Here is a 12,047-nt window from a genome sequence, read left to right on the forward strand (position 1 = left end):
CATTTCACGCACCGATCCAGGAAGAAACCATGAATCTGAACTATGACGTGCTGTTCATCGGCGGCGAATGGGTGGCACCGAACTCCACCGGACGCATCGTCGCGATCTCGGCCAGCACCGAAGAACCGATCGGATCGGTGCCCGAGGCCGACGACGTCGACGTCGACGCCGCAGTGGCCGCCGCTCGCCGGGCGTTCGACGACCCGTCGGGCTGGGCGCACTGGCTCCCGGCAGATCGGGCCGCAGCGATGGAGCGGCTCGCTGACGTGCTCGAACGCCGCGCCGGTGACGTGGTCGAACGGGTCAGCGCGCAAAATGGTATGCCGGTCGCGGTGGCACGCCAACTCGAAGGCGCCTTCCCGGTGGTGCTCCTGCGCTACTACGCACGGCTGGCACGGGAGACGGCATTGGAAGAGACCCGGGCAGGGTTGTTCGGTGGCACCACCTTGGTGCGGCGCGAACCGCTCGGTGTCGTCGGTGCGATCGTGCCGTGGAACTTCCCGCAGACCCTCGCCGCGTTCAAGTACGCCCCGGCGCTCGCTGCCGGCTGCACGCTGGTGATCAAACCGTCTCCGGAAACCGTCCTCGACAGCTACCTGTTCGCCGAGGCCGTCGCCGAAGCGGGCCTGCCCGCCGGGGTGATCAACATCGTCCCCGGCGGCCGGGAGATCGGCGCACATCTGGTGGCTCATCCGGGAGTGGACAAGATCAGCTTCACCGGCTCCACCGCGGCCGGCCGGTCGATCGGTGAGGTGTGCGGCCGGCTCCTGCGCCCGGTCACCCTCGAACTCGGCGGTAAATCCGCTGCCATCGTCCTCGACGACGCCGACCTGGACCTGCAGCAGCTTGCCGAGAAGCTGTTCACCTCCACCCTTCTCAACAACGGCCAGACCTGCTTTCTCGGCACCCGTGTTCTCGCCCCGCGCAGCCGCTACCGCGAAATCGTCGACCTGTTCACCGATTTCGCCGGATCCCTGACCGTCGGGGACGCCCTGGACGAGGCCACCCAGATCGGGCCGATGGCGACCGCCGCGCAACGCGATCGCGTCGAGCGGTACATCGCCAAGGGCCTCGGTGACGGTGCCCGCATCACCACCGGCGGCGGACGGCCCGCCGGCCGCGATCGGGGCTGGTTCGTCGAGCCGACGATCTTCGCGGACGTCGACAACAATCACACCATCGCCCAGGAAGAGATTTTCGGGCCGGTGCTGTCGGTGATCCCCTACACCGACGACGAGGAGGCCGTGCGCCTGGCGAACGACTCCGATTACGGGCTCGGCGGCACCGTGTGGACCACCGATCACGATCGAGGTGTGGCGCTCGCCAAGCGAGTACACACCGGCACGATCGGGATCAACACCTATCTGCCCGAGCCGACCGCGCCGTTCGGTGGGGTCAAGGCCAGCGGTATCGGCCGCGAACTCGGGCCCGAAGCTCTGGCCAACTACCAGGAACTCAAGTCCGTCTACCTCAGCTGATCGACCACATCCCGCGGGACCGTCGCACTTCCCGCCGGTTCCGCGGGGTGATCACCGGACCTACACTCGCAGTAGCTGTGATCGACATGAAGGGACGTCGAGATCATGGGTGAACTCGACCCGTCACTGCGGCCGCTCATCGCCCAATCCTGGCAACGGGTGGCCATGAGTGGGCTGTATCCGCAGGCATCGGTGGACAACGCCGAGATCGACGACGTCGACCGACGCAGCCGACTGATGGTCGCTGCCGCCCCGATCCTGGACGAGATGGCCGAGGAACTCGCCGACACCGGCTTCGCTGTCATCCTTGCCGACCGCACCGCCCGCCTGGTCGATCTGCGGTTCGGTCAACGTCAGCTTCAACCGAGACTCGAGAACATCGGAACCGTCGAGGGACGACGCTTCCTCGAGGAGACCACCGGTACCAATTCGATCGCCACCGCCTTCGAACTACGACGCGGCCTGGCGGTGCGCGGCGACGAGCACTATATCGACGCACTGAAGGATTTCAGCTGCTACGGCGAGCCGATCCTGAATCCGATCACCCGCCGCGTCGAGGGCGTCCTCGACATCACGTGCCTGACACGAGACGACAGCCCCCTGCTTGCGCCGTTCGTGATCCGTGCGGCCCACCGGATCGGTGACGGCCTGCTCGAGCAGGCACGACGGGCCGAACAGCGTATCTTCCGTAGTTTTCAAGACGCCACTGCTCGCGCCCGCACCCGGCCCGTCGTCGCGATCGGCGACGACATCCTGCTTGCCAACACTCCCGCGGTGCAGATGCTCGAACCGGCCGACCACGTTCTGCTGCGCACGCTGGCCGTCGAAGTGCCGGCGGGCAGAGATGTCCGCCGGGAAATATCGTCGGCCGTCGGTCGTCTGCTGTCTGCGACGGTCACCCGTATCCCCGGTAGCAGCGCGGCGCTGTTCGTTTTCGACGGTGACGCCGCACCGCGGCCGACCCAGGTGCCACACACTGCTGTGCGTACCGCGCCCCGTGCACGGGTGATCACCGGAGAACCCGGAACAGGTCGCACAACCACCGCCCGTCGTCTCAGCGACGAGGCCGCGACCTGGCTCGACGCGTCCCAGGCCGCGGAACTCGGGTCCCGCTCGTGGCTCGAGACGCTGCGCCGCCACCTTGCCGAGCCCGGTCGAGTGGTGGTCGAGTCGATCGAATTGCTGTCGGCGTCGTCGGCCCGGAGCACCGCTGCGGCGATCCGCGCCGGCCGAGCCGACGTCGTGCTCACCAGTGCCCCGGCCGAGGAATTGCCGGCCGAGCACGCAGCATTGGTGGCGCACTGCAGCGACCGGATCGACCTGGCCCCGCTTCGGCTGCGCCGCACCGACATCCCGTCCCTGGCGGCCTCCATGCTCAACGAACTCACGCACCCCGCACCGGCCCGATTCACCCCTGCCGCACTCGAGGCACTGACCGGCCAGCAGTGGCCCGGCAACCTGCGCGAATTGCACACCGTCGTCGCAGTCGTTGCCGGTAAACGCAGCAGCGGCGACGTCACGGTCGCCGATCTCCCCGAGGCGATGCGGACCCGCATGGTGCGCGCCTTGACGCCCCTCGAACAGGCCGAACGTGACGCGGTGGCCAAGGCCCTCCACGACACCGGGGGGAACAAGAAGGCCGCGGCTCAACGACTCGGGATCAGCCGTACCACCTTGTACCGGGCAATCCGCAGCTACGGCCTCGCGCCGTCGCAGCGCTGACGCTCGGGTCCCTACCGTCCGCGAGCCCATGCTACAGCGATCGAAAGTTCTTGCAGTTCTTCATCTCCGACTACATCTACCGAGGATTCATGACTCGCACACTCCGTCAGTGGCTCGGCACCGCGGTGCCCGAACGTATCGAGCTGCTGGGCGACTCTCGGCAGGCCGCGCTCGAGGCCACCCGATCGCACAACACCTTCATTTCGGTCGCCGACAACCCCGTTCCTGCCGACACCGGCGGTGAGCTGGCAGGTGTGCCGTTCGGGGTGAAGGACAACATCGACGTCGCTGGAACACCCACGACTGCAGGCAGTCCCATGTTGGCCCAGCACATACCTGCCACCGACGCCGCAGTTGTCAGCGCCCTACGTGAGGCGGGGGGAGTGGTACTCGGAAAGACCAACCTGCACGAACTCGCTTTCGGTGTCACCACCAACAACAAGACGTACGGTGCGGTCCGAAACCCCCTCGACCCCAATCGAAGTGCGGGTGGTTCCAGTGGCGGCAGTGCTGCGGCAGTGGCGATGGGCACAGTTCCCTTCAGTCTCGGAACGGATACCGGCGGTTCGGTCACGATTCCGTCCGCATTCTGCGGAGTCGCCGGCTTCCGGCCCACCACCGGCCGCTATCCGGGCGATGGCGTGGTGAACCTGTCGACCACGCGGGACACCATCGGCATCCACGCCCGCACCGTCGAGGACATCGTATTCGTCGACCATGTGATCACTCGAACGGAAACCCCTGCAGCGCCTGCACTTTCCGAAATGGTCCTCGGTGTCGTCGCCAGTCGGTATCACGACATGGACCCAGTTGTCGCGCAGGCCTGTACCGCTGCCCTGAGTGCCCTCGAGCAACGCGGTGTCACCCTTGTCGACGTGTCCCTGCCCGACGATATGCTTCTCGCGGCCGGTCCAGGCATCGAGTTGGTGTTCTACGAAACCGAACGACTCGTACCGGCACGGGTATTCGACGCTTCGGGACGCAGATTGCCCACCGACATCGGCGATCTTGTCGATCGTATCGCGTCACCGGACGTCCGGGCCACGGTCGAAGGTATCGCGGCACGGCGTATCGCCCCGTCGGCCTACGAGCGGGCTCGACGATGCCGATGGCAACTGAGGCGGGTCTATGAGCAGGCATTCACGGCCAGCGGCGCCCACGCATTGATCTTCCCCACCGTGCACACCCTGCCTCCGTTCCTCGGTGAGGACGACACTTTCGAGGTCAACGGCAGGCCGCAGCCGGTCTTTTCGACCGTGACCCGGAATACTGCGCCCGGCACGGTCGCGGGTGTGCCGATGCTCTCTGTCCCTGTGGGAACCACGCCCGACGCGCTGGCGGTCGGTCTCTGCATCGAAGGGCGCTTCTTCGCTGACGATCACCTGCTCGCGTGTGGGCAGCGCATCGCAGAAGTAGTGAGCCCGAGTGCCCGTCGTTGTGTCGTTCCAGAATCGGAATTACTCTAGTTCGTATAGCGACCGTCCGTCCACATTGCGAACATGGAGCACCGATTGCCCGTCACACTTCACCACGAACAGCACGGAGACCCGTCAGCACCACCGGTTCTCCTCCTCGGCTCACTCGGATCCGATCTGTCGATGTGGCAGCCGCAGATCGACGCACTGTCCGCGAACTGGAACCTCATCACCGTCGACCATCGCGGACACGGATCATCGCCCGCGCCCCGAGGCCCCTACTCGATGAGCGACCTCGGCGGCGACATCGTCGCACTACTCGACTCGCTGGAACTGCAGTCGGTGCACTACGTCGGCCTGTCGCTCGGCGGCGCTGTGGGTCAATGGCTCGCCGCCCACCACCCTGCTCGTGTCCGGACCCTCACCTTGTTGTGTACGTCGCCGGCGTTCCTGCCGGCGGGGCCGTGGATCGACCGCGCTGCGACCGTGCGCACCGAAGGGCTCGCGTCGATCGCCGAGTCCATCGTGTCCCGCTGGTTCAGTTCCGGACGCGCCGCGAGCGACCCCTCGCTCATCGGCCGGCACGTCGAGATGGTCGAGAACACCACCGATGAGGGCTATGCCGCATGTTGCGAGGCCATTTCGGACTGGGACGGCCGGGGTGACCTCGCCGGCATCGCCGCTCCCACCCTCGTGATCGCAGGAGACGAGGATCCCGCGACGCCGCCCGCCGCGATGCGGATCCTCGCGGACGGCATCACCGACGCCGAATTCCACGTCGTCGCCCCCGGGGCGCACCTCGCGAACGTCGAACAGCCCGAAGTGATTTCGCACTTGATCGCCGATCATCTGGCGAAGAGTCGATCGTGACGGACGGCCGCACCGGGTCGACACCCGAGGGGACGCGCGCACCATAGGACCGGAGCGCCGTTGTGCCTATCGGCACGGTCCGCCGAATTCACCGTCGACGGAGATCTCCTCGCGTTCTCCCGGAACTGCCTCTCTAGCAACGTCTTCCGGCGGCATGTTCTGTCGCTCGGCGTAGGCGCAGGTTTCGGCATCCATGTCCTCGAACGTCGTGCCGGGATTGGAACACACCAACTCGTCGATCGCATCGTCGTACGTGGCGGGCGCGGCGGCGGTGTCTCCGCAGGCGGCCGTGAACAGCGGGATCGAGAGGACGCATACCGAGCGTCGGAGCTTCATACGCTCAACCTGGCACAACCTGATCGGCCCTCCCCGGCCCCGACGAGCGGGTGCGATCAGGGTGTCGAAACGAACCTGGTCCGCTCACCCGAAACAGGGTGAGCGGACCAGGTTTCGAAACTACTGCGGACGAAACCGACTCAGCAGTCGAAGTACAGCTGGAACTCGTAGGGGTGCGGGCGCAGGTTGACCGGAGCGATCTCCTGCTCGCGCTTGAGCGAGATCCAGGTCTCGATCAGGTCGGTGGTGAACACGCCGCCCTCGGTGAGGTACTCGTGGTCGGCTTCGAGGCGGTCGATGACCGCGTTCAGCGACGTGGGAGCCTGCGGGATGTTCTTGGCCTCCTCCGGCGGAAGCTCGTAGAGATCCTTGTCGACCGGAGCCATCGGCTCGATCTTGTTCTTGATGCCGTCCAGGCCGGCCATCATCTGCGCGGCGAAGTTCAGGTACGGGTTGCCCGAGGAGTCCGGCGCACGGAACTCGAGGCGCTTGGCCTTCGGGTTGTTACCGGTGATCGGGATACGGACCGCGGCGGAGCGGTTGCGCTGGCTGTACACCAGGTTGATGGGGGCCTCGTAGCCCGGCACCAGGCGGTGGTACGAGTTGATGGTCGGGTTCGTGAACGCGAGCAGCGACGGCGCGTGGTGCAGGATGCCGCCGATGTACCAGCGGGCGAGATCGGACAGACCCGCGTAGCCGGCCTCGTCGTGGAACAGCGGCTTGCCGTCCTTCCACAGCGACTGGTGCACGTGCATACCCGAACCGTTGTCGCCGAACAGTGGCTTCGGCATGAACGTGGCGGTCTTGCCGTTCTTCCACGCGGTGTTCTTGACGATGTACTTGAACAGCTGCAGATCGTCGGCCGCGGCGAGCAGCGTGTTGAACTTGTAGTTGATCTCGGCCTGGCCGCCGGTGCCCACCTCGTGGTGGCCGCGCTCGAGTTCGAAGCCGGCGAGCTGCAGGTTGGTGGAGATCTCGTCGCGCAGGTCGACGTAGTGGTCGTACGGTGCGACCGGGAAGTAGCCGCCCTTCGCGCGGACCTTGTAGCCGCGGTTCGGCGTGCCGTCGGCGTTGTACTCGTTGCCGGTGTTCCAGCCGCCGGAGATCGAGTCGACCTCGTAGAACGCACCGTTCATCTTCGAGTCGTAGGACACCGAGTCGAAGATGTAGAACTCGGCCTCGGCACCGAAGAAGGCGGTGTCGGCGATGCCGGTGCTGATCAGGTATTCCTCGGCCTTGCGGGCGACGTTGCGCGGATCGCGCGAGTAGGACTCACGGGTGAAGGGATCGTGGACGAAGAAGCTGACGTTCAGGGTCTTGGCGGCACGGAAGGGGTCGATGCGCGCGGTCGTCACGTCCGGAAGGAGCAGCATGTCCGACTCGTGGATGGACTGGAAGCCGCGGACGGAGGAACCGTCGAAGGCCAGGCCGTCCTCGAACACATCCTGATTGAATGCCTTCGCGGGGATCGAGAAGTGCTGCTCGATGCCGGGCAGGTCGGTGAAGCGGATATCGACGTACTCGACCTTTTCGTCCGCGATGTACTTGATGACCTCTTCGGCCGTGGTGAACGCCACGCTTGTGCTCCTTCAGTCGGTGCGCGCCAGTGTGATGGGCGCCTGCGTCGAAAGCAGACGGTATGGACTCGGTGTTGCCCGCCCATCAATCCCATGTTTCGCCAGTGTTACACCTCGCGTCGTCCTGCGGTGAGGACGTCAGGTGTGGTAGAAGTCACCGACGGAGCACGGGGCTCGCCTAATAGTGCGAGCCACAGCCTATCCTGGACGCATGGCACGGATGACGGGCAGTTGGCTTTCCGGTCCCTCGGCGGCACTGCCGAAAGACCAGCACCGCGAGCAGGACTATCCCGGGCAGACGCTCGGACTGCCGCAGAACGGTCCCGGTTCGCTCGCCACCACGGGCAAGCGGGTGCTCGCCCTGGTGATCGACTGGTTCACCGCGATGGGTGTTGCGGCGCTGCTCGTCGGGGAAGCTCCGCTCGAGAGCCCCAACCTGTCCGCCTACACACTGATCGTCTGGTACGTCGTCGGTGTCGTGTGTGTGACGCTGTTCTCCTTCACACCCGGCCAGTACATCGCCGGACTTCAGGTCGCGCGGATCGATGCGCCGGTGCGGGTCGGCATCGTCCGCGCGCTGTCGCGTCAGTTGCTGCTCGTGTTCATCGCACCGGCGCTCGTCACCGATATCGACAGCCGCGGCCTCCAGGATCGGGCAACCCAGACTGCCGTCGTGCGCAGCCGATAGGTCGGGGATCGCGGATTCGGCGTCCCCAACCCGGTAGCAACCCTCGTCAGCGGCGCCGAATCGTGCGCTGCACGCTGCGCATCTTCGCGCCCGCGGGCAGCGGACCTTTCGGCATGGCGGCACCGGACTTCTTGGTGTTCAGGGCGGAGAGCCGACCCTCGATGGTGTCCATGCGTTTGGTGTCGATGTTCCGGGGCAGTTTGGACAGATGCTTCTGCAGCTGCGACAACTTCACCTGACCCTCGTCGTTGCCGACCACGATCTCGTAGATCGGAGTGTCCCCGACCAGTCGCGCCACCCGCTTCTTCTCCTGCGCGACGAGGCCCTTGACTCTGCTCGGGGACCCCTCGCCGACGAGGATGATGCCGGGACGGCCGATCACCCGGTGCACGGCGTCGAGTTGGGTGGTGCCGGCGACGGCCTGGGTCACCCGCCACGCGCCCTGAAGGTTGTCGAGCGCCCACGCGGCCGCACCGGCCTGACCGTCGGCCCTGGCGTAGACGGTCTTCTGTACGCGGCGACCGAAGATGATGAATGCCAGCAGCGCACCGATGATGACGCCGATCGGCAGGAAGAACCACTGCAGTCCGAAGATCAAGCCGATCAGGAAGAACACGATGATCGAGGCGACGAGCACCCCGATCATCCACGGCAGCAGAAGCTTGTCTTCCTTGCGCTGAATCTGGAAGGCCTGCCAGAGCTGGGTGCGCCGCTCCTTCGATGCCTGCTTGCGCGCGGCCTTCGCCGCCGCTTTCGCTTCCTTGGTGGGTTTGCTGCCGTTCGCCATGCTTCTCAGGATACGTTCCCCGTGGTGGCGCATTCGCCACCACGGGTACCGGCGCGACGTGGGCGAAGCGAGCGGCTGACTATTGTGCGAAGCGGGCGAGAACCGCGCTCGCCTCTTGCGATGCGGTTCCCTCCTGCGCCAGATGTGCCTGACCGGCAGGCAACTCACGTCCGTGATGCGCCATCGCCTGGGCATACAGGCGACCGGCACGATACGACGAACGCACCAGCGGACCGGCCATCACGCCCGCGAAGCCGACCTCTTCGGCGGTCGTCGAATGTGCCACGAACTCCTCCGGCTTGACCCACCGCTCCACCGGATGGTGTCGCGGAGACGGCCGCAGGTATTGAGTGATCGTGACGATGTCGCAGCCGGCGGCGTGCAGATCGTGCAGCGCCTCGGTCACTTCGTCCGGGGTTTCGCCCATGCCGAGAATCAGGTTGGACTTGGTGACCAAACCGAACTCGCGGGCGGCGGTGAGCACATCCAGAGACCGCTGGTAACGGAACGCCGGACGGATGCGCTTGAAGATCCGCGGAACCGTCTCGAGGTTGTGGGCGAGGACCTCCGGGCGCGACTCGAACACTTCCTGCAGCAACTCGGGCCGGCCGTTGAAATCGGGGACGAGATTCTCGACGCCGGTGCCCGGATTCAATTCGTGGATCTTGCGGACCGTCTCCGCGTAGAGCCAGGCACCGCCGTCGGGCAGGTCGTCGCGGGCGACACCGGTGATCGTCGAATAGCGCAGACCCATCGACTGGACGGACTCGGCGACGCGCCGTGGTTCGTCGCGGTCGAGGGCGGTAGGCTTGCCGGTGTCGATCTGGCAGAAGTCGCAGCGCCGGGTGCACTGCTCGCCGCCGATGAGGAAGGTCGCCTCGCGGTCCTCCCAGCATTCGTAGATGTTGGGGCAGCCGGCTTCCTCGCAGACCGTGTGCAGACCTTCGCTGCGCACCAGCCCTTTGAGCTCGGTGTATTCCGGGCCCATCTTCGCCCGAGTCTTGATCCAGTTCGGTTTGCGTTCGATCGGCGTCTGCGCGTTTCGGGTCTCGATCCGCAGCAGTTTGCGTCCTTCTGGGGCGACAGTCACGGAGTCGATCGTACGCCCGCGGATAGGTCCGGCCCCGGCCGGGGAGACCGGGCCGTCAGAAGCGCACCGTGGTGAATTCGGGGCTCGACGGTGCCGGATCGGATGCGGCAACGGCCTGCCCGAACGTGACCCGTTCGATATCGTGGTCGGCTACCGGGAGCGTCCCGTCGAGCGCGTCGACGACCGCGGTCGTCACGGCGTCCAGCACCTCCGCAACGGTCACAGCGCGGCCCAGTTCGCCGGTCAGCGACGCGACCCCGGCATCACGAATGCCGCACGGAACGATCGAATCGAACGCGTCGAGCGCCGAATCGCAGTTGAGGGCGAAACCGTGCATCGCGACACCGCGCTGCACCCGGATCCCGATCGCGGCGATCTTGCGTTCGGGCAGCCACCGGCCGTCGCGCAGCTCGGCGGGCAGCCATACCCCGGAACGACCCTCCACGCGCCCACACCGCAACCCCATGTCGGTGCACACCGCGATCAGGGCCTGCTCGATTCGCCGCACATAGTTCACGACGTCGATCGGCTCGGCGAGCCGCACGATCGGATATCCGACGAGCTGCCCGGGCCCGTGCCAGGTGATCTTCCCGCCGCGATCGACGTCGATCACCGGCGTGCCGTCGGTGGGCCGGTCACCGTCCTCGGTGCGCCGACCCGCGGTGTACACGGGCGGATGCTCGAGCAGCAGCAACGTGTCGGCGCCGATGCCGTCGGCGCGCTCGGCGGCGAGTTCACGCTGACGTTCCCACGCTTCGAGATAGCCGATCGATCCGAGGTGGGCGACGACGACGGGATTCGGATCGAGGCGGGCGGACGCGGTGGCACTACTCATGTACGTCGACCCTACGCCGTCCGGTCGGCTCCCAGAAGGGGAGGTGTTTCGTCGACGGAACCAGTTGCTCGGCTCGGTCGAGTCGTCCCGAAACACACGACGCGGGGGCGGTGCCGCATCGGCACCGCCCCCGCGTCGCGAAGCTGTGGTCACCCGCCGGAACGGGTCACCGGATCACAAACCGAGTTCAGCCTCGAACGCACCCTCTTCGAGGCGGTGCTTGATCGTGGTGAGGAAACGGCCGGCATCGGCGCCGTCGATCAGGCGGTGATCGTAGGTCAGCGGCAGGTAACACATCGACCGGACACCGATCGACTCGTTGCCCGCTTCGTCCCGCACGACGACCGGACGCTTGACGATTGCGCCGGTACCGAGCATCGCCGCCTGCGGCGGAACCAGGATCGGAGTGTCGAACAACGCGCCCTGGCTGCCGATGTTGGTGATCGTGAACGTGCCACCGGCCAGCTCGTCCGGCTTGAGCCCACCGTTGCGGGCGCGGTCGGCGATGTCCGCGATCGCCCGTGCAAGGCCACCGAGCGACAGATCACCGGCATTGTGGATCACCGGGGAGAGCAGACCCTGCTCGGTGTCCACCGCGATGCCGAGGTGCTCGGCCGGGTGGTAGGTGATCTGCTTGTTGCCCTCGTCGTACGACGCGTTGATGTTCGGGTGCACCCGCAACGCTTCGACGACAGCCTTGGCGAAGAACGGCAGGTAGGTGAGGTTCGCGCCCTCGCGCTCGGCGAACGACTTCTTCGCCCGGGTCCGCAGTTGCGAGATCTTGGTGACGTCGACCTCGAAGGTCTGCGTGAGCTGAGCGGTGCTCTGCAGCGACTCGCGAGTCTTGACCGCTGTGATCTGGCGGATCCGGTTGACACGCTGCGTGGTACCGCGCAACTGCGCGAGTTCGGGACGCACGCCCGGGGCCTTGGCCGGTGTCGTCGGGGCGGCGGCTGCCGGAGCTGTGGTCGCCGGGATCTTCGATGCCTCTGCGGCGGCGAGCACGTCCTGCTTGCGGATGCGTCCGCCGACGCCGGTGCCCTTGACGGTCGACAGGTCGACACCGTTCTCGGCGGCGAGCTTGCGGACCAGCGGGGTCACGTACGGGTTCGCGTCACCCGACGGGACGGGCGCGGCCGGTGCCGGCTTGGGAGCCGCGGGAGCCGCCGGTGGCTTCGGGGCGGCCTGTGCAGGCTTGGGTGCTGCGGGCGCGGGTGCCGGCTTCGGTGGTGCGGGAGCGGGAGCTGGG

General features: G+C 66.5%; 10 protein-coding genes and 1 pseudogene. 5 read left to right on the top strand and 6 right to left on the bottom strand.

Annotated elements, in window-relative coordinates; all coding sequences use genetic code 11:
- The first annotated feature begins 29 nt into the window (after positions 1-29).
- From WAX14_RS13600 to pcaD, 4 genes and pseudogenes are all read left to right on the top strand, one after another.
- A complete protein-coding gene (locus WAX14_RS13600) occupies positions 30-1,478 on the top strand; it encodes an aldehyde dehydrogenase (protein ID WP_422628584.1) in 1,449 nt (482 codons plus the stop codon).
- Positions 1,479-1,583: 105 nt separating this feature from the next.
- Positions 1,584-3,200 (top strand): sigma-54-dependent Fis family transcriptional regulator, encoded by a 1,617-nt coding sequence (locus tag WAX14_RS13605; protein ID WP_422628585.1) that lies wholly within the window; start codon positions 1,584-1,586, stop codon positions 3,198-3,200.
- Between the two features lie 89 nt (positions 3,201-3,289).
- Entirely contained in the window at positions 3,290-4,666 is a 1,377-nt protein-coding gene (locus WAX14_RS13610; RefSeq protein ID WP_422628586.1) for an amidase family protein, read from the top strand.
- A gap of 45 nt (positions 4,667-4,711) precedes the next feature.
- Positions 4,712-5,470, top strand: a pseudogene (gene pcaD, locus WAX14_RS13615) (3-oxoadipate enol-lactonase); the annotation flags it as partial.
- 81 nt (positions 5,471-5,551) lie between these two features.
- Here pcaD and WAX14_RS13620 read toward each other — a convergent pair.
- Together WAX14_RS13620 and glnA are read right to left on the bottom strand one after the other, a co-directional pair.
- Positions 5,552-5,821 (bottom strand): hypothetical protein, encoded by a 270-nt coding sequence (locus WAX14_RS13620; RefSeq protein ID WP_422628587.1) that lies wholly within the window; start codon positions 5,819-5,821, stop codon positions 5,552-5,554.
- A gap of 140 nt (positions 5,822-5,961) precedes the next feature.
- Positions 5,962-7,398 (bottom strand): type I glutamate--ammonia ligase, encoded by a 1,437-nt coding sequence (gene glnA / locus WAX14_RS13625; protein WP_422628588.1) that lies wholly within the window; start codon positions 7,396-7,398, stop codon positions 5,962-5,964.
- A 211-nt stretch (positions 7,399-7,609) separates the two neighbouring features.
- Between glnA and WAX14_RS13630 the strand changes: the two genes are divergently transcribed.
- Positions 7,610-8,086, top strand: a complete 477-nt coding sequence (locus tag WAX14_RS13630; protein WP_422628589.1) for an RDD family protein — start codon at positions 7,610-7,612, stop codon at positions 8,084-8,086.
- A 46-nt stretch (positions 8,087-8,132) separates the two neighbouring features.
- Here WAX14_RS13630 and WAX14_RS13635 read toward each other — a convergent pair whose 3' ends face one another.
- The 4 genes from WAX14_RS13635 to sucB all read right to left on the bottom strand — a co-directional run.
- A complete protein-coding gene (locus tag WAX14_RS13635) occupies positions 8,133-8,873 on the bottom strand; it encodes a DUF4191 domain-containing protein (protein ID WP_422628590.1) in 741 nt (246 codons plus the stop codon).
- A 79-nt stretch (positions 8,874-8,952) separates the two neighbouring features.
- On the bottom strand, positions 8,953-9,963 hold the full coding sequence (gene lipA / locus WAX14_RS13640; protein ID WP_422628591.1) for a lipoyl synthase: 1,011 nt from the start codon (positions 9,961-9,963) through the stop codon (positions 8,953-8,955).
- Positions 9,964-10,018: 55 nt separating this feature from the next.
- A complete protein-coding gene (gene lipB / locus WAX14_RS13645) occupies positions 10,019-10,798 on the bottom strand; it encodes a lipoyl(octanoyl) transferase LipB (RefSeq protein WP_422628592.1) in 780 nt (259 codons plus the stop codon).
- A gap of 174 nt (positions 10,799-10,972) precedes the next feature.
- Positions 10,973-12,047: 2-oxoglutarate dehydrogenase, E2 component, dihydrolipoamide succinyltransferase (gene sucB, locus WAX14_RS13650; protein WP_422628593.1), on the bottom strand; the 1,075-nt coding region annotated here is incomplete at its 5' end.

Origin of the sequence: Rhodococcus sp. (in: high G+C Gram-positive bacteria) (assembly GCF_049299235.1) — a bacterium.
In the GTDB taxonomy this organism is placed as follows: domain Bacteria; phylum Actinomycetota; class Actinomycetes; order Mycobacteriales; family Mycobacteriaceae; genus Rhodococcus.